Origin of the sequence: Arthrobacter sp. S39 (genome assembly GCF_004320525.1) — a bacterium.
Lineage (GTDB): Bacteria > Actinomycetota > Actinomycetes > Actinomycetales > Micrococcaceae > Arthrobacter.
This window is the reverse complement of record NZ_SIHX01000009.1, coordinates 99,025-115,182: the sequence shown is the minus strand read 5'-3', so window position 1 is coordinate 115,182 and position 16,158 is coordinate 99,025. Positions and strand designations below refer to the sequence as shown.

Annotated in this window: 18 protein-coding genes; 10 read left to right on the top strand and 8 right to left on the bottom strand. The window is 67.5% G+C overall.

Features of this window, described 5'->3' with window-relative positions; genetic code table 11:
• The first annotated feature begins 177 nt into the window (after positions 1–177).
• From EYS21_RS17550 to EYS21_RS17535, 4 genes are all read left to right on the top strand, one after another.
• On the top strand, positions 178–1,032 hold the full coding sequence (locus EYS21_RS17550) for a hypothetical protein (protein WP_131134525.1): 855 nt from the start codon (positions 178–180) through the stop codon (positions 1,030–1,032).
• 320 nt (positions 1,033–1,352) lie between these two features.
• Entirely contained in the window at positions 1,353–1,997 is a 645-nt protein-coding gene (locus EYS21_RS17545; RefSeq protein WP_131134524.1) for a protein tyrosine phosphatase, read from the top strand.
• 178 nt (positions 1,998–2,175) lie between these two features.
• A complete protein-coding gene (locus tag EYS21_RS17540; RefSeq protein WP_131134523.1) occupies positions 2,176–2,757 on the top strand; it encodes a sigma-70 family RNA polymerase sigma factor in 582 nt (193 codons plus the stop codon).
• Positions 2,750–3,559 carry a hypothetical protein gene (locus tag EYS21_RS17535; protein ID WP_131134522.1) on the top strand — a complete coding sequence of 270 codons (810 nt, stop codon included), beginning with the start codon at positions 2,750–2,752 and terminating at the stop codon, positions 3,557–3,559. Before EYS21_RS17540 ends, EYS21_RS17535 begins: the two co-directional genes overlap by 8 nt.
• 25 nt (positions 3,560–3,584) lie before the next feature.
• On the opposite strand, the gene EYS21_RS17530 is transcribed toward EYS21_RS17535, so the two are convergent.
• Positions 3,585–4,103, bottom strand: a complete 519-nt coding sequence (locus EYS21_RS17530; RefSeq protein WP_131134521.1) for a hypothetical protein — start codon at positions 4,101–4,103, stop codon at positions 3,585–3,587.
• A 223-nt stretch (positions 4,104–4,326) separates the two neighbouring features.
• On the opposite strand from EYS21_RS17530, the gene EYS21_RS17525 reads away from it, so the two are divergent.
• Both EYS21_RS17525 and EYS21_RS17520 read left to right on the top strand, forming a co-directional pair.
• Positions 4,327–4,827: a sigma-70 family RNA polymerase sigma factor gene (locus EYS21_RS17525; protein ID WP_131134520.1), complete on the top strand. Its 501-nt coding sequence runs from the start codon at positions 4,327–4,329 to the stop codon at positions 4,825–4,827.
• The gene (locus tag EYS21_RS17520) at positions 4,824–5,489 is read left to right on the top strand and encodes a zf-HC2 domain-containing protein (RefSeq protein WP_131134519.1); all 666 of its coding nucleotides are present in this window, start codon (positions 4,824–4,826) and stop codon (positions 5,487–5,489) included. Before EYS21_RS17525 ends, EYS21_RS17520 begins: the two co-directional genes overlap by 4 nt.
• Here the strand turns inward: EYS21_RS17520 and EYS21_RS17515 are convergent.
• Both EYS21_RS17515 and EYS21_RS17510 read right to left on the bottom strand, forming a co-directional pair.
• Complete coding sequence (locus tag EYS21_RS17515) at positions 5,476–5,976, bottom strand: SRPBCC family protein (RefSeq protein WP_131134518.1); 501 nt, start codon at positions 5,974–5,976, stop codon at positions 5,476–5,478. The genes EYS21_RS17520 and EYS21_RS17515 overlap by 14 nt on opposite strands.
• 30 nt (positions 5,977–6,006) lie before the next feature.
• Positions 6,007–6,855 carry a DUF1206 domain-containing protein gene (locus EYS21_RS17510; protein ID WP_242633479.1) on the bottom strand — a complete coding sequence of 283 codons (849 nt, stop codon included), beginning with the start codon at positions 6,853–6,855 and terminating at the stop codon, positions 6,007–6,009.
• Between the two features lie 179 nt (positions 6,856–7,034).
• On the opposite strand from EYS21_RS17510, the gene EYS21_RS17505 reads away from it, so the two are divergent.
• Together EYS21_RS17505 and EYS21_RS17500 are read left to right on the top strand one after the other, a co-directional pair.
• Complete coding sequence (locus tag EYS21_RS17505) at positions 7,035–8,618, top strand: hypothetical protein (RefSeq protein WP_131134516.1); 1,584 nt, start codon at positions 7,035–7,037, stop codon at positions 8,616–8,618.
• 1 nt (position 8,619) lies between these two features.
• Positions 8,620–9,060: a hypothetical protein gene (locus EYS21_RS17500; protein WP_131134515.1), complete on the top strand. Its 441-nt coding sequence runs from the start codon at positions 8,620–8,622 to the stop codon at positions 9,058–9,060.
• 60 nt (positions 9,061–9,120) lie between these two features.
• Here the strand turns inward: EYS21_RS17500 and trmB are convergent, their stop codons facing one another.
• Together trmB and EYS21_RS17490 are read right to left on the bottom strand one after the other, a co-directional pair.
• Positions 9,121–10,044 carry a tRNA (guanosine(46)-N7)-methyltransferase TrmB gene (gene trmB, locus EYS21_RS17495; RefSeq protein WP_131134514.1) on the bottom strand — a complete coding sequence of 308 codons (924 nt, stop codon included), beginning with the start codon at positions 10,042–10,044 and terminating at the stop codon, positions 9,121–9,123.
• A gap of 19 nt (positions 10,045–10,063) precedes the next feature.
• Entirely contained in the window at positions 10,064–10,483 is a 420-nt protein-coding gene (locus EYS21_RS17490; RefSeq protein WP_131134513.1) for a DUF1003 domain-containing protein, read from the bottom strand.
• 74 nt (positions 10,484–10,557) lie between these two features.
• On the opposite strand from EYS21_RS17490, the gene EYS21_RS17485 reads away from it, so the two are divergent.
• Positions 10,558–11,847, top strand: coding sequence for an MFS transporter (locus EYS21_RS17485; protein ID WP_131134512.1), 1,290 nt, complete (start codon positions 10,558–10,560; stop codon positions 11,845–11,847).
• A gap of 15 nt (positions 11,848–11,862) precedes the next feature.
• Here EYS21_RS17485 and EYS21_RS17480 read toward each other — a convergent pair whose 3' ends face one another.
• Positions 11,863–13,152 (bottom strand): MFS transporter, encoded by a 1,290-nt coding sequence (locus tag EYS21_RS17480; RefSeq protein WP_131134511.1) that lies wholly within the window; start codon positions 13,150–13,152, stop codon positions 11,863–11,865.
• A 51-nt stretch (positions 13,153–13,203) separates the two neighbouring features.
• Entirely contained in the window at positions 13,204–14,439 is a 1,236-nt protein-coding gene (locus EYS21_RS17475; RefSeq protein WP_131134510.1) for a M20 family metallopeptidase, read from the bottom strand.
• A 135-nt stretch (positions 14,440–14,574) separates the two neighbouring features.
• On the opposite strand from EYS21_RS17475, the gene EYS21_RS17470 reads away from it, so the two are divergent.
• Positions 14,575–15,606, top strand: coding sequence for an Lrp/AsnC family transcriptional regulator (locus tag EYS21_RS17470; RefSeq protein ID WP_131134509.1), 1,032 nt, complete (start codon positions 14,575–14,577; stop codon positions 15,604–15,606).
• Here EYS21_RS17470 and soxR read toward each other — a convergent pair.
• On the bottom strand, positions 15,603–16,100 hold the full coding sequence (gene soxR, locus EYS21_RS17465) for a redox-sensitive transcriptional activator SoxR (RefSeq protein ID WP_131134508.1): 498 nt from the start codon (positions 16,098–16,100) through the stop codon (positions 15,603–15,605). The two genes, EYS21_RS17470 and soxR, sit on opposite strands and share 4 nt — an antisense overlap.
• Positions 16,101–16,158: the final 58 nt, after the last annotated feature.

Below are 16,158 nucleotides of genomic sequence, written 5' to 3'. Positions count from 1 at the left end.
TTCAGCTGGCCACGGTGGACCCGTGTCCGATCGATGGTTATCTGATCCATCTTAGTTCGCAGAAACGGGCGCCCAAACTTCGCTTGACGTTCACCTGGGCCTCAACCGGACGCGTCCGCGTCCACGTAGCGTGAAAAGTGTTCAGAGCACCACCCGCTTTCAACCGTGAGGATAACCATGACCGCGAGCCAGCAGCCCGTCGTTCTGACCACCGGCAGCATCGAAGCAACCGATGAGGAGGTCGTGGACGCGAACGTCCTGGTGGTTGATGCCATGCACCGGGAACTCCTCCAGACTGACGAAATGTCCCCTGTGGCCATCCGCAGCTACTACGTGGACTTCTACCTCACCCAGTCCCTTGAGGGCGGCTTCGCGCAGTACGTCTTCACGTCTCTTGACCGGGACGAAACGGACACCCTGGTCCGCGAAGGCATGGCCAGCATGGGTGCCACCGCGCACCTGGATCTCTTCAACCGGACCGTCAAGGCGTTCGAAGACCTGTCCGAGGAGGACGCCGAGCGCTACCTCGACGGCGCCCTGGACGACGACGAGGAACCCACCGAAGGCGTGCGTGCCCTTGACGAGCTCGACGGCGAATTCGAGGAGCTGCTGGAGTCGGAGAACATCACCGCCCTGAACGCGGCCTGGCTCCGCGGCCAGGACGGGGTCCTGGTGCTGGACGACGGGGAGCTTTCCGCCCACATCGAGCGGCTCGTTGCCCTCATCCCCAACCTTGCCGAGCGCCAGGCCAAGGCCGACGCCGACGCGCTGGAGGAGGCCCCGGACTTCGAGGTCATCATCCGCGAGCTGTGCAACATTGCCGGCTACGCCCTGCAGAAGATCACCATGGGCGACCCCAACTACCTGCACCAGGGCGAGAAGACCCTGGCCTGGCACTTCACCACCGACCACGGCGACTTCATCATGGTCGAGGACGACGACGAAGCCTTCATGATCGACCCCGCGACCCAGGAAATCGTCGCCGCCGTCGAGTTTGAAGAGGCCGACGACGACGAGATGGTCGACGCCTAGGATTCCCGCCGCGGTCCCGGGCCCGGTCCGCCCGGGCTGCGTTGGTTGGGCCAAGTGTGGGTCCGGGTCCGCCCGGTTCCCCCCGATCGCCGGAAGGGTGCGGTGACGCTGGAAATTTCCCGCGTCACCGCACCTTTCCCGCGAGTTCGACGGCGGGTGCCCGCGCGGAGCGGGCCGGGAACCCGCCGTCGCGGGCCGCGGAGCTTTTTGAAGGAATTTGGGGGCGGCCGTAACTTTTCCGATCCGGCCAGCGATGTAGGGGGTGATGGGTTCCCCACGGAACCGGATCTGATTTGTTCCCTAGGTTTTGGAGTGTCTTTATGTCGCTGTTCACTGTTCTTGCCACCAGCAAAGTCGCCGCCGGAGTCCTGGCCGCAGGCACCCTGGCCGTCGGTGGAACCGGCGTGGCCGCCGCAACCGGCGCCCTGCCCGTAGAAGCACAGCAGACCGCACACGAACTGCTCGGCGCCCCGGCACCGCAGCTGGCCGCCGACGCCGTTGAGTCCGCTGAGGCCAACATTTCCGGCGATGCAGCTGTGACCGGCGAAGCAGCCGTTTCCGGCGACGAGGTTTCCGCTGAGGCGAAGGTCTCCGCCGCAGCCGGCACCGCCGTGGACGCCGCAGGTGCCGCAGCATTCGGCCTCTGCACCGCCTTCACCAACGGTGGACTCAACGAATCCTCCGAAGGCTTCTCCTCGCTGGTCATCGCTGCAGAGGGCGAAACCAACGTTGACGCTTTCTGCGCCGACGTCGTCGCGAAGGGTGCAGCTTCCGCTGACGCCGCCGCTGCCGCTGAAGGCAACGCCGCCGTCAAGGCTGAGCGTCCCGAGCTGCCCGCCGTGCCTGCTGTTCCCGCGGTTCCTGCCGTTCCGGGTGTCGACGGCGAGCCTGCCGTTCCCGCCGTGCCGGCTGTTCCGGCCGTCCCCGGCGACGTTGTGAACGCCCCCGCCGTTTCGGCCCGCTAGGACCCTGTCGGCTAGTCTGGACTGCGGGAACCGCCCTTTCGGGCCGGATTTCCCGCAGTCCGGGACGCCGTATGGGAGGCAGTCCACGGGGCAGCCCAAGCGGGCAAGTCCACACGGCAGTCCACACAGGCAGCGGAACCGTCCGCTCCGGAAACCGGGACGCGGTCCACCGCCCGGGATGGAGGAGCCACTGGTGCTAGACACTTTGGCCGAAGAAGATATCGAGATATTCGCAGACACAGCCGGCGCTGACCCGGCCGTGCTCTTCGGCGCTGTCTACCGCACTTTTTCCGGCGCAGTGCTGGGATACCTCAAGGCCCGTGGGGTGGACGATCCCGAAGCTGTCACCCAGGACGTGTTCCTGGCGTTCTACCCCAAGGTCGGCGAACTGACCGGCGGGCTGCAGGGCGCCAAATCATTGCTCTTTTCGATCGCCCATGCCCGGATGGTGGACCACTACCGGCGCGTTGAACGGCGGCCGGACTTCACTCCGTACGACCCCCTGCAGGACGGACGCAGCACCGCCTCCGCGGAGGACCACGCCCTCGGCCATGCCGGCGGAAGCGCAGCACACTTGCTCGAAGGCCTGGCTGACGACCACCGCGAGGTCCTGGCGCTGCGGATTGTGGCGGATCTTTCCATCGAACAGGTGGCCGGCATCATGGGCAAGTCCCAGGGCGCCATCAAGCAGCTGCAGCGCAGGGCACTGCAAAACCTCAAGGACCAGACTCTTAAAAGAAACCAGGCAGATCATGAGTGACACCGCAGGCTCCCGCACCGACGGGACTGTCGACCAACTGCTCCGCGAGGCAGGACTCGACGACGACGCCGTGCTCCGGCCCGCCCTGGTGGAACTCCGCGGCCTTGCCGCCGGGCAGCCGCAGGCTTCCGCCGCGGTGGCAGCACTCATGGCGCCCCCGGCTGAGCTGGCTGCGCCGGCTGCCCCGACGGCAGCCGCCACCCGCCTGGCGGCAGTCCCCGATGCCACGCCCGGCCGTCACTTCGCCGCAGCCCCCGAGCCGGAAGCAGCCGACCAGCCGGCAACTATGTCTCCCGCAGCCCCTGCCGACGAACTCGCCGCCCGCCGTCGTGCCCGGCGCAGGGTCACGCTCACCACGCTTACCGTCGCAGCCTCGCTCGCGGCAGGGGGAGCGGTTGCCGTTGCCTCAGACCAAGGGATCCGGGATTCCATCGGCCAGCTCCAGCATGCGGTGACGTCGTTCGTGGCCACCGCGGGCGGAGGCCCAGCCCCTGCGCCCGTTGAAACGCCGGCTCCTGCCCCGGTCCAGCCCGGCTTGCCGGCATCGGTGCCGGGAGAGCCAGCCAGTACCTCGCCGGTCACTCCCGCGCCGGAAACGGGGAACAGCCAGGCTCCGAAGCACACGCCCACCCCGACGCATCCCGGGGATCTTCCCCTGCCGGACCTCCCCGTGCCGGCAAACCCCCTGCCCGAAAACGTCACGCCGGGCGCACCTGGAGGACCGCTGAACGGTGAGGGGCAGCCCCCAACCCTGCCCCTGCCTGCCACGGCTCCGGTCCCCGTGCCCAGCGTCCACCCCTAGGGGCTCATGAATACGGAAACCGCCGTCAGTAGCCTGTCGACGCCGTCTTAATCATTTCGCCGGCCGGGCTCGCCAGGTACCAGACGTCGCTCACGCCCTGCCCCAGGATGTCGCCCGGCTTCTTGTCCTGTGCGTAGTAGTACAGCGGCAGCCCGTTCAGGGTCACCTGCTTCGCGCCGTCCGGCGTCGTGATGGTGCCAAGCGTTCCGCTGACCCCTTCCGCTGTCGGCGTTGCCGCCGTGCTGGTGACCGGCGGCCACATGGTGAGGCAGGCACCCGTGCAGGCGCTGGTGCCGGAATCCTTCACGTCCTTGGTGAAGAAGTAGACGCTCATGCCGTTCGCGTCCACCACGATGGTGCCGGCGCTTGAGGATGCTGTCTTGAGGCCGACGGCGGCTGCCGCGGTTGGGCTGGCCGCCGGACTGGACGCTGCCGGGCTCGTGGCGGCGGCTGTGGTGCTGGTGGTTCCCGGGCTGCCCGCGCAGCCTGCCAGGGCGGCCATCAGGGCCATTGCGGCAAGACCGGTGCCTAGATGCTGTTTCATCGAATGCTCCTCGGCTGGGGCCCGGCGTCGGATCACCGGACGCTAACCCGTATGACGCGCCAGGGTGAAGAATGGTTCAAAGGACCGCTGCCCCTTTGGCGTCAGGCCGGCACTTGCCCAGGGGCAGTGAACCATTTGCGGACGGCGGACGTCGTACCAGCAGGAAAGTGCAGGTGGGAGCCTGTACCAAGGAAAACCGGGACCAGGGACAGGAGGCGCCGGCATGCCCCTCGACGAGGACGTGGTTGCCGCCATCTACCGTGAGCACGGTGCCGCCCTGCGCCGGTTTGTCCTCAGTGCCTCCCGCGATCCGCAGCTGGCCGAGGACGTGGTCCAGGAGACTGTGCTCCGCGTCTGGCAGCAGGCTCCTGACATCACCGGAAGCCTGCGCAGCTACCTGTTCCGGACAGCGCGCAACATCATGATCGACAACTACCGCAAGGCTCAGCGCCGGCCGAAGGAAGCCATGGAACGCGAACTCGCGGATCCCGCCGAAGCAGTGGAACGGGTGGACGAGCTCCTCAACCGTGTCCTGATGGAGGAGGCTTTGCTCCGCCTCAGCGCCGAACACCGCGACGTTCTCGTGGCATTGCATTACCGCCGGTTCACCGTCAACGAGGCGTCCGTGCAGCTGAATATCCCCAGCGGAACCGTCAAATCCCGGGCGTTCTACGCGGTCCGTGCCCTGCGGACCATCCTGGATGAAATGGGGGTGGAGCGATGAACGCCTCCGGTCCGCACCAGTTGCTGGGCGCCTACCTGCTCGGCGGCCTGGACGCCGCCGATTCGAAGCGCTTTGAGGACCATCTTGAGGGCTGCGCGGACTGCCGGGCTGAACTGTCCGAGCTGGAAAGCCTGCCGGCGTTGCTGGATGCGGTCCCTGTGCCGGACGCCGTGGCACTCGCCGCAGCCCACCGCATCCCTGTGCCGGCGGAACCGGCTGGATCCCCGCCCCGTGCCGTTCTTGACGAGCTGGTTTCCCGCCGTCGGACATCACGACGGCGGCGGGCGGGGCTGGTGGGCGCCGTGGCCGCTGCTGGCCTCGCCCTGGGCCTGGCCGCCGGGCCGGCCATCAACCGGCCGCCGCAGCCGGACGCCAGCTATTCGGTGCAGTCCGGCGACGGCCTGCGCTTCAGCGTGGACCTGGCCCGGAAGACCTGGGGAACCGAACTCGCCGTGAACGGCAGCAGCATGCCGCTGGACGGGACGCTCTCGCTGTGGATCAGGGACCGCGACGGCGGCGAGGACCGGGCGTGCGCCTGGACGGCCACCCCGAGCGGCAGGATCCGGGTCACCGGCGCCACCCCGGTCCAGCTTGCGAGCATCGCCAGCGTGGAACTGCGCGACGAAACGCAGCATACCGTCGCCGTGATCACGGTCCCGTAAGTGGCTGCCGCGCCGAAAGGGCCCTGAACTCGGCCACCAGCTCCGGGTCCTCGCAGGCACGGGCGAACGCTTCAATCCGCTTGTTGATCTCCTTGCCCAGCAGCCAGGTGCCGATCCGCTCGGCCGCCGGTCGCAGCCACGCCGGGCGGCACGAGAAGGTGTACTTCCAGACGGCCCGGGTGCCGCCGTCGTCCGGGGTGAAACGCCAGCCGCCGCCGAAATTTTCAAAGAACCACGGGCCGGACACCATGGTCATCCCCACGTTTTTGGGCGGGGCGAAGGAGACGTATTCGCTCACCATGACCAGGCCCATCCGGGAAACCGTGCGCGTCCGGACCCCTTTTCCGGCTGCGGAGGCGCCATCGAGCCATCCCTGGGCGGAGATGAATGGATCCCATTTGAGCCGGAAGTCGCCCGTGGTCTGGGAGAAGGCGAAGGCGGTCTCCGGATCGAGGCGGATGAGTCGTTCGGCGCGTACCTGGGGCATGCCCCCACCCTAGCCCGGCCGGACTGGGCCTTACAGGTTCATTTTGGCCAGCCGCGCCCGCACCACCATGTAGATTCCGTAACAGATCAGGCCGGCGCCCACCGCGGCGAGCAGGTAAACGCCGAAGGGCTGGTCCCGCAGCGCCTTGAGGCCGCCGTCGAGCCCCGTCGATTCCTCCGGGTGCGCACGCAGGGTGGCGATCGCGATCAGGAGGCCCGTCAGGAACAGGACAATGCCCTTGGCAACGTAGCCAGTCACGCCAAGCACGGTGACCGCGGTGCGGGCCCTGGGATCAGACGGCATCATGAGGTGCTTTTCGAAGGACTTTTTAATACCGCGGATGCCGTAGATCACCCCGGTGACCGCAATTCCAACCCCCACCAGGACGAGGAGGGCTACGCCTCCGGGTGCCTTCATCAGGCTGATGGTGAGGTCGCTCGCGGACTTCTGGTTGTCGGCTCCGGAGCCGGTTCCCATGGCAAAGGAGGCAAGCGTCAGTGCCAGGCCGGCGAAGACCAAAGCCTGTGCGGCCGCCTTGAGTTTTTTGCCCACCTTTTCCTTCGTGGGGAGGTGGCCGTAGTCGAAGATCGCGTCGCTGGCCTGCCAGATGGCCAAAGCCGCGCACGCCGCGAAGCTGCCCCACAACAGGAAGGGGCCGGCGGGCTGGCTGGCGAGCTCTGACACGGCGCCGCTGAAATCGGCACTTCCGCTGCCGCCCGTGGCCAGCCGGATGGCTATAAGCCCAACCAGGAAGTGCAGGACACCGCTGGCTGCGAACCCTGCCCTCGCAAACAGCTCCAACGCGCGTGAATTTGTGGCATCCTCCGCCGCATCCGCGGCCTGCCTGAGTTCTCTTTTGATGGTGGTTCCTTTGTGCAAGCGCCCAGGGAGCGCAAATGTGTGTGCCCCCCACCACAAGGCCAATCGTGCCACGGGAAGCCGTTCCCGAACAGCCCGCCGGCCGATGGGGAGTGATGCCCATCGCCGCATCAGGGATGCTGTGGAACGATATGGTCAAACGGCGGCCTCGGGCCGCAAACTTCTGCTGGGGAGACACCATGACCATGTACGGCGCTGACGTCAGCCAGTTGCGCGAGTTGGCTAAAGCCGTGGACAGGGCAGCCTCGCTTCTCAGCTCCAGGGCAACGTCGCTGCAGGGCCAGATCCAGGCTGCGCCGTGGAAAGGCCACGACGGCGAGCGTTTCCGCCAGGACTGGACCGGCAGCCACCGCCCCAGCCTGGAACGCGTTGTGTCCAGCCTGCGGGAGAACTCCAAAATCCTGCTGAAGCACGCCGACGAGCAGGAAAAAGCGTCACACGCCTCATCGGGCGGCGGCTCCGGCAGCAGCGTCTGGGACAAGCTCCAAACTTTGGCCGGCCAGGCCAAGGAATGGCTGCGGGAGCAGGCGGAGAAGGCCGCCGAAGCTGCTGCCCACCGTGAGGAACTCGAGCAGGGCATGGCCAGGATGCTGGACGCGAGCCCGGAGGAGCAGGCGAAATGGTGGGACAGCCTCTCCGCCAAGGACCGCCAGTACCTGATCGAAGGTGAAGGGGAAGACGGTCCCTTCGCCGAGGACCTCATGAGGATGGACGGCGGCATCCCGGAATCCGCCCAGGAGCAGGCCAAACAGCACCTCCAGGAGCTCGCCAAGTCAGACATCCCCGTCTACACCGAATCCGGCAAGGCCTCCATCGAAGCCAGGGTTGCGTGGGTCCACGGCGGTGCGGAGGTGGGCACTCAGGTGGTGGAGAACGCTGACGGTTCGGCCACCATGAAGGTCTACGGAAACATGGGCCTTGGCGTCAACGACACCAGCGGGACGGCCGGCGTAACACTCAGTGGAGAGGTATCCCGCGAGTACACCTTCGGCAGCGTCGAAGAGGCCAGGGCCGCCCGGGAACAGATGTACAGGGACCTCCCGCCGGACAGTGTGGGTGAAATCAAGGACGTGGCCGGTAACCCGCCGGGCTACATCCTGGACACCATCAATGAGGCAGCCGACGACAACGGATCAACCGGCCAGACTGATAAGGCCAAGGGAACCCTGTCGCTGGAAGCCGAGGCCGAGTCGGGCCCCGCGTCCGGTTCAGCCAAGCTGGACCTTGCCTACGAGCGGAACCTGACGGACGGGACGGCCACGGCCAGCGGTGAGGTGTCCGCGCAAGGCAAACTGGACCTGGACGGGCGGGTCTTTGAAGCCTCCGGAAAGGGCGGCCTGGAAGTGAACATGGACAAGGGCAACAACATTGAGTCGGTCTCCGTTTCCCTCGAAGGCACGGTGGCTGAAGGCGCCACCGCAGGCACCGATGTGAAGGCTGCCAAGGTGGAGTCCACCGTGACTGCCGGCACCCAGGGCACGGTGAAGATCAACGTTGACTACTCGCCGGAGAACAAGGCCGTGATCGACAGCTACATGCGGAATGTGGCGCTGGGCAATGACGCCGGGGCGGCTTCCGATGCCGCCAGACTCTACGAGGCAGGCTCCGCCACCGTGCAGGTCAACACCGTAGTGACGGCGTCCAACCAGGCCGGGTTCGACGTCAAGCTGGGCGAGGTGGAGGTCAAGACCGAGAACCAGGCCACCACCAACGTGTCCACGTACTATAAGGTCCCGAACGACACGAAGCTCGAAAGGCTCTGACGTGCACATCGAATCCCCGCTCGGCTTCATTGCCGACTTCCCCGAACACACCCAGGTCCTGGAAGATTCGTCGGCCGGACCCAACACCGAGCAGTACGGCCTGCTGGGCGATGTCCTGGTCACGGTCATCAAGGACGACACGTCCGTCCAGGGCGCTCCGCAGGCCAACGGCTGGGCACACCTGATGTCCGAGTTCTACCTCGAGGAGCGCAAGGGGACCCTGCTTACCGAAGGCGAACTGAACATTCCCGGCAGGTCCGCGTACGCCGTCCTGGTGGGCTATACGGACGCCGAGGGGGCGGCGATGGTGGCGGCGAGCGTGGGCGTCTGGGAAAGCGGCAGGTTTATCGGCGTTATGGTCATCTGGCCCTACGCCAACCCGGAGATCGAGCCGCGGGTGGACCTCCTGAAGGAGATCGTGTCCTCCATCAGGACCGCCTAGGCTGCCATCCGTCAGGCGGTACCTGCCGCCAGTCAGGCGTCTCGCGCTGAGTGCTGCCGGCTACAGGCGGCGGTAGCAGAGGTCGAAGATCAGTCGGCCGGCTTCGTGTGCCTTGGCTTCGAAGCTGGTGCGGATCCTGCCCTCGAAACGCGGGGCCCAGCCGCCGGTTTCATCGATGCCCTCGTTGGGCCCGGTGTGCGCGGTGCTCACCGGGGCACGGCCCTCACGGACCGGTGCGCCGCCCACCAGGGACTCGACGCCGGACTGCCACACCTGGGTCAGGGGACTCTCCGGGCCGCGGCGCTGGCCGGTGTGCAGGTTCTCGAAATCCGCCGAACCGGCCAGGACGTCGCGGACGTGGACGGCGTAGTTGGACCAGTCCGTGGCGATCCGCCAGAGCCCGTCCGGTTTGATGGCCCGCGCCGCGAGGTCGGCGAACTCAGGCTGGATGAGGCGGCGTTTGTGGTGCCGGGACTTGTGCCACGGGTCCGGGAAGAAGACCCACAGTTCCGTGACGGAACCGGCGGGAAGCATGGTGGCCAGGACTTCCGGGGCGTTGGCCTCGACCACGCGCACGTTCTTGAGTCCGCGGCTGTTGATCTTGATGATGGTGTTGGCCAGACCGGGTGTGTAGACCTCGACGGCCAGGAAATCCGTGTCCGGGCTCTGCTCGGCGGCGTGGCAGATGGCATCGCCCAGGCCGGACCCGATCTCCACGATCAGGGGCGCGGTGCGTCCGAACTCCGCTTCGGCGTCGAACGTGTAGTCCGGATGGACCGACGTGTTCGCGACGTGCCGGGGGACGTCCACTGCCCACCGTTCGGCGTGCTCTTCCCAGGCCGTCTGGCGGCGGCCCTGCAGCCGGGTTCCGCGGCGCACGAAGCTGACCGGCCTGCCGCCGTAGGTGCCGAAGGACGCCTGGGTACCGGGTGTGACCGGCCGCGGGACATGCGGAGGCTGGGGGGTTTCTGGGGTTTCGCTCATCCCTTCCAGAATAGAGGAATCAGCCCCGGCTGGTTTGGCTGGCCGCCAGGGCGCGAAGTTCGCGGAGGATTTCCAGTTGTTCGAAGTTGATGGTGGTGAGCCGTTCGATCTCGGGCTTGGCCTGCAGATTGGTGTCGTAGTCGTGCTGGGCCATGGCCGCGGCGATGGCATCCTGCCGTTTTGCTGCGATGAGCAGGATGGCTCCCTGGAGGCCGGCCAGCATGGACAGGAACAGGTTGAGGAGGATGTACGGATACGGGTCCCATGCCTGTGTCGCGAGGACCCAGGAGTTCAGTGCCGCCCACAACAGCATGAAGGCGATGAATCCCGCGACGAACCGCCAACTGCCCATGCTGTTGCGCATGACATCCGCGGCCCTTTCACCTGCGGTCAGCGTGGCTTTGTGTGCGTCATGCCAGGTTGTTTGCTGTTCGCTCATGCCTCAGCGTAATCCTGCGGGTTCCCACGGTCCGCCAGGCGCCGGGCGGGCGGACAGCCTGCGAGAATAGGCCCGTGACTGCCCCCAAGCCTGCCGACGGGCCGGACCTCCTGGTCGACGCCGAAATAGACGAGGTTCCCGCCGCTTCCCCCACCGCGCTTCCGGGCGGCCCGGGCAGCCGACGCGCGCTGGTGTACCTGGGCCTGTGCCTGGTGCTGATCGGCCTGAACCTGCGCACGGTGTTCTCCAGTTTCGCCGCGGTGCTGCCCGAGATCAGGTCCGACGCCGGCCTGCCGGGCTGGGCCGTCGTTGTCCTGACCACCGTGCCCGTCACGCTCCTGGGCGTCTTTGCTCCGCTCGCGCCGGTCCTGGCACGGCGGTTTGGGGCCGAACGGGTCCTGCTGGGCGCCATGGCGGTGCTCACGGCCGGGCTGCTGCTGCGGCCGCTGGATACCGGCGGCCTGATCCCGGGGACAGGCCACCTGCCCGCGCTCCTGGCCGGGACGGCCGCGTGCGGTGCCGCCATAGCGCTCTGCAACGTCCTGCTGCCAGGGCTGGTGAAACGCGATTTTCCGCACCGCCTAGGGCTCATGGGCGGGCTGTACACCACGGCTATCTGTGCTTCGGCCGCGCTGGGAGCCGGCTTTACCTACCCTGTCTTCGCGGCGACGGGGGAGTGGACGTCGGCGCTGTGGTCCTGGGCGGTGCCTGCCGCCGTCGTACTTTTGCTGTTCCTCCCCGTAGCGCTGCGGCAGCGCCCGGTCCGGCACCAGGCCGTCTCCGACGGCGTTAACGTGTGGCGCTCGGCGGTGGCCTGGCAGGTAACGGCCTTTATGGTGCTGCAGGCCATGATGTCCTTCAGCGTGTTCGCCTGGCTGGCGCCGATCCTGCGGGAGCGTGGTGTGGACGGCGGGACGGCCGGGCTGATGGTGTCCGTGTCGATCGGGCTGCAGATGCTCGGTTCCCTGTTCGCGCCCGCGCTAGCCGCGAGGTTCCGTGACCAGAGGGCCATCAACACGGTGGTGGCGCTCATGACCGGCGGCGGGTTCGCGCTGAGCATCTTCGGCCCGCTCGACGTCATCTGGGTGTGGACCGGGCTGCTGGGGCTGGGGCAGGGGAGCCTCACCGCCGTGGCGCTGACCATGATCATGCTGCGGACCCGGGACGGCCACACCGCCGCGCACCTGTCCGGGATGATGCAGGGCGTCGGCTACGGGCTGGGGTCCACGGGGACCCTGATGGTGGGCCAGTTGCACCAGGCCACCGGATCCTTCACGGCCGCGGGAGTGCTTTTCCTGGTGATCGGCGTGCTGGCTGCGGTGTTTGGCTACCGTGCGGGCCGGAGCCGTTTTATCGGCGGCTGAGCCGCCAGTTGGGCCCTAGTGCGTCAGGTCCTTGCCTTTCGTCTCGGGGAGTGTGAAGACGAACGCCGCGCTGATGGCCAGGAGCAGGACGGCATAGATGTTGAACAGGCCGGGCATCTGCAGTGACGTGCCCAGCCACTGCTGCAGATACGGAGCGGTACCGCCAAACACCGCGACGCAGATGGAGTACGGAACGCCCACGCCCACGGTCCGGATGCTGGTGGGGAACAGTTCGGCGTAGACGGCCGGCACAATCGCGGCGCTGGCGGCGATGAAGATGAGCATCACGGACATGGCCACCGCAAGCTGCCAGGCCGAATCCTTCAACAGCCAGGTCATGGGGAAGTGCATCACGGCGGATCCAATAGCCCCGGCCCACAGCACCTTCTTGCGGCCGATCCGGTCCGAGAGCTTGCCCCAGAACGGCAGCGCGGCGATGAACACAATGTTCCCGATGACGCCTGCCCACAGGGCTTCGCCGCGGTCGATTTTCAGCGCGGTGGTGGCGTAGCTGGGGGCCACCACGCCCCAGATGTAGTAGATCACCGTGAGCCCGACGGTCAGGCCGATGACCTGGAGGGCCTGCTTGCGGTGCCGGACAATCTGAGGCCAGATCGGGGCGCGCTTCTCGGCGGCAGCCTCGCCTTCAAAGGCTTCCGTCTCGTGCAGTCGGGACCGCATGATCAGGGCGTACAGCCCCAGGGCCGCGCCGATCAGGAACGGGATGCGCCAGCCCCAGGCGTTCATCACCTCGGTGCTGAGGACCATGTTCAGGACCGCGCCCAGCAGCGTGCCGAAGAGGATGCCCACAGTGCCGGAGGTGTAGATCAGGGTGGCCCAGAAGCCGCGCTTTTCCTTCGGTGCCATCTCGGAAAGGTACGTCTGCGACGACGGGAGTTCCCCGCCGTGGGCCAGGCCCTGGACCAGCCGTGCCACGAGCAGCATGAGTGAAGCCCAGGCGCCGACGCTGGCAAAAGTGGGCGCGATGCCGATCATGAGGCTGCCCAGCGATGCCAGCCCCACGGCCAGCGTCATGGAGGTCTTCCGGCCCACGCGGTCGCCGATCCAGCCGAACAGGAAGCCGCCGAACGGGCGGGCAACGAAGCCGACGGCGAAGATCGCCAGGGTGGACAGGACGGCCGACGCCGGATCCGCCTTGCTGAAGAGCTGGCTGGCGATGAAGGGCGTGAACGTTGCGTAGATGGCCCAGTCGTACCATTCCACGGCGTTGCCGATGCCGGTGCCGACAATGGTTTTCCGCATGGACCTGGAGTCTGCGCGGTGGAGGTTAGCTGTTGTGGTCATGGTTCTCTTCCTGGAAAGGGCGGGTCAGGAGGTGCGCTTGGGCAGTGCCGGTCAGGAGGCGGCCGACGGCGGTGCTGCCGCCAGCGCCGCGATGCGGGCTATGGCGAGTTCCGCGTAGAGGGCGGCCCCGTCAGCCAGCACGCCGTCGTCGAACGATGCGTACGGGGAGTGGTTGAACGGTGACGTGGCGTGGTCGGTGCCGCGGGGGACGGCGCTCAGCCCGACAAACGTTCCCGGGACCTCGGCCAGGACGCGGGAGAAGTCCTCCGAGCCGCTCAGCGGTGTGGCCCAGCGGGAGAGCCGAGATTCGCCGAACAGGCCGGCGATGACGTTTTCGGCGGTGTGGGTCTCGTCCTCGTCGGTGATGGTCAGCGGGTACTCCTCGAGGTATTCGACGTCGACCTCCAGCCCGTGCGCCGAGGCGATGCCGCGCAGCAACTGGGGGATGGCGGCCATCATTTTCTGCCGGGACGCTTCGGAGAAGGTACGGATGGTGGCTTCGATCCGGGCCGTCTCCGGGATGACGTTGCGCTTGGTGCCGGCCTGCAGGACGCCGACGGAGAGGACCACCGGATCGAACATGTTGAACTGGCGCGTGACCATCACCTGCAGCGCAGTGACCATCTCGGCGGCGGCGGTTACCGGGTCCTTGGCCGAATGCGGGGCCGAGCCGTGCCCGCCGGCGCCGAGGACGGTGACCACGAGGCCGTCGGAGGAACTGAGCATGACGCCGGGCTTGGTGCAGAAGGTGCCGTGGGGTTCGAGCGCGGAGAACACGTGCATCCCGTAGGCGGCGTCAACGCGGCGGCCCGGGGCATCCAGCACGCCTTCGCGGATCATGTAGCTGGCGCCGTCGAAGCCCTCTTCGCCGGGCTGGAACATCAGGACGACGTCCCCGGCCAACTGGTGCCGGCGTTCGGCCAGCAGGGTAGCAGCGCCGGTGAGCATGGCGGTGTGGAGGTCGTGGCCGCAGGCGTGCATGGCGCCGTCGATCCTGGAGGTGTAGTCGACGCCGGTCTTCTCCTGCACCGGAAGACCGTCCATGTCGGCGCGGAGCAGGACGGCGGGCCGGTCTGCCGAAGCGGGAGTGCGGGTGCCGCGGAGTACCGCCGTGACCGACGTGGTGTCCTTGCCCAGGGTGATTTCGTAGGGCAGGCCGTCCAGGGCCTGGAGCACCTTCTCCTGCGTACGGGGCAGGTCCAGCCCGATTTCGGGTTCCTGGTGCATGGAATGGCGGAAACGGGCAAGGTCAGGCTGGAGTTCGCGGGCGTCGGTGGCGATCGGCATCTGTTCTCCTTGTGCAGGGGTCGTGTTGCTGCCACCAGTCTGGCGTGACTTGCTTCACACCGAGGAAAACCGCTGGAAAAATGCATAACGAAGCTATATTTAGCTGGATTCGTGCATTCTAGGAGAGGGGCTGACGTGGAGCTGACTGAAGAGGATCTTGCCCTCATCAACGCGCTGCAGATTGCGCCGCGGCTGAGCTGGGCGGATGCCGCCGAGGTGCTGGGCGTCCACGCCACCACGCTCGCGGCCCGCTGGGAGCGGCTGCGGGCTGCCGGGGCCTCCTGGGTCACGGCGCACCTCATGGGCGATCCGCAGCAGATGTGCCTGGCGTTCGTGGACGTGGAATGCGAGATGCACCGCCGTGATGATGTGACGGAGGCGCTGGCGGCCGTCCCGGAAATCGTCACGGTGGACGAGGCGGCCAGCAACCGCGACCTGATGCTGACGGCGATTACGGCCTCCCTGGAGGAATTCGGCACCGCCGTCGCATCAAAGCTCAAGGACATCGACGGGCTGGTGAAATACCAGACAGCGCTGTGCACCCGGCTGCACACCGGGGCGTACTCCTGGCGGCTCAACGTGCTGGACCGCGGCCAGGTCGCCGCGCTGCGCGCCAAGGCCGGCCCGGAGGCGGCCGGCTCCGCACCGCCGTCGTCATCGCACGAGCCGCTGCCCGCCAGCCACCGTGACCTGTTGCCGTTCCTGGCCCGGGACGGCAGGGCGACGGCGGCGGACATCGCCCGCGCCCTGGGCCGGCACCCCGCCACCGTGCAGCGGCAGCTGAACCGGGTGCTGGCCAGCCACGTGCTGTCGTTCCGCTGCGAGGTGGCACAGAAGTTCTCCGGCTATCCGGTCACCTGCCAGTGGTTCGCCAATGTTCCGGCCGGCCAGCACGATGCCGCGGCCGCCGAGATCCGCGGGTTCCGCAACGTCCGCCTTGCCGCCTCCACCACCGGGCGGACCAACTTCGTGATCATCATGTGGCTGCAGTCCGTGGCCGACGTCCTCACCCAGGAGCTCGCGCTGCAGCAGCGTATCCCCGGGATCGAGCTGGTGGAGAGCGTGGTGATGCTCAGCAGCGTCAAGCGCGTGGGCTGGATGCTGAATCCGGACTCGACCACCACCGGCGCCGTTGTGCCTGCGGTGGGCCTGCAGCTCGGCGGTTAGCTGCCGCTTTGGTCGCCGGGGCCTGCCGCCCGGCTGCCTCCGGCTTCCCAGCGGCGGGCGCCAGTGCCGCCGTCGCCCAAGGCATCCTCCGGGTTCTGCAGCCGGCAGGCCTTCAGGCTCAGGCAGCCGCAGCCGATGCAGCCGTCGAGGTCGCGCCGGAGGTGCTCCAATGCCTCGATCCGGGCGTCCAGTTCGCTGCGCCACAGCCGGGACAGCCGCGACCAGTCCCGCTTGGTGGGGGTGCGCCCTTCCGGCAGGGACTCGAGGGCTGCGCGGATGTCCTTCAGCGGAATGCCCACACGCTGCGACACCCGGATGAACGCCACACGCCGCAGCGCATCCCGGCGGTAGCGTCGCTGGTTGCCGGAGGTGCGCCCGGAGGAGATGAGCCCGTTGCGTTCGTAGAAATGAAGGGCCGACGGCGCCACCCCACTGCGGTCGGATAACTCGCCGATGCTCAGGACATGGTGCGTCCCGCCTGCTACCTGTGGCATGCTTCCCCCTGTTGGATCAGCGGCGTTCCGGGCCGGGGGTCCTGTCCGCTCCGCCAGC

Bases quoted from the DNA above. Each gene is read 5' to 3' on its own strand.
- EYS21_RS17515 (WP_131134518.1), bottom strand. From the start codon at position 5,976: ATGCCCCAGGTACGCGCCGAACGACTCATCCGCCTCGATCCGGAGACC.
- EYS21_RS17505 (WP_131134516.1), top strand. From the start codon at position 7,035: ATGACCATGTACGGCGCTGACGTCAGCCAGTTGCGCGAGTTGGCTAAA.
- EYS21_RS17490 (WP_131134513.1), bottom strand. From the start codon at position 10,483: ATGAGCGAACAGCAAACAACCTGGCATGACGCACACAAAGCCACGCTG.
- EYS21_RS17525 (WP_131134520.1), top strand. From the start codon at position 4,327: ATGCCCCTCGACGAGGACGTGGTTGCCGCCATCTACCGTGAGCACGGT.
- EYS21_RS17475 (WP_131134510.1), bottom strand. From the start codon at position 14,439: ATGCCGATCGCCACCGACGCCCGCGAACTCCAGCCTGACCTTGCCCGT.
- EYS21_RS17480 (WP_131134511.1), bottom strand. From the start codon at position 13,152: ATGACCACAACAGCTAACCTCCACCGCGCAGACTCCAGGTCCATGCGG.
- EYS21_RS17535 (WP_131134522.1), top strand. From the start codon at position 2,750: ATGAGTGACACCGCAGGCTCCCGCACCGACGGGACTGTCGACCAACTG.
- EYS21_RS17540 (WP_131134523.1), top strand. From the start codon at position 2,176: ATGGAGGAGCCACTGGTGCTAGACACTTTGGCCGAAGAAGATATCGAG.
- EYS21_RS17550 (WP_131134525.1), top strand. From the start codon at position 178: ATGACCGCGAGCCAGCAGCCCGTCGTTCTGACCACCGGCAGCATCGAA.
- EYS21_RS17545 (WP_131134524.1), top strand. From the start codon at position 1,353: ATGTCGCTGTTCACTGTTCTTGCCACCAGCAAAGTCGCCGCCGGAGTC.
- trmB (WP_131134514.1), bottom strand. From the start codon at position 10,044: ATGAGCGAAACCCCAGAAACCCCCCAGCCTCCGCATGTCCCGCGGCCG.
- EYS21_RS17520 (WP_131134519.1), top strand. From the start codon at position 4,824: ATGAACGCCTCCGGTCCGCACCAGTTGCTGGGCGCCTACCTGCTCGGC.
- EYS21_RS17530 (WP_131134521.1), bottom strand. From the start codon at position 4,103: ATGAAACAGCATCTAGGCACCGGTCTTGCCGCAATGGCCCTGATGGCC.
- soxR (WP_131134508.1), bottom strand. From the start codon at position 16,100: ATGCCACAGGTAGCAGGCGGGACGCACCATGTCCTGAGCATCGGCGAG.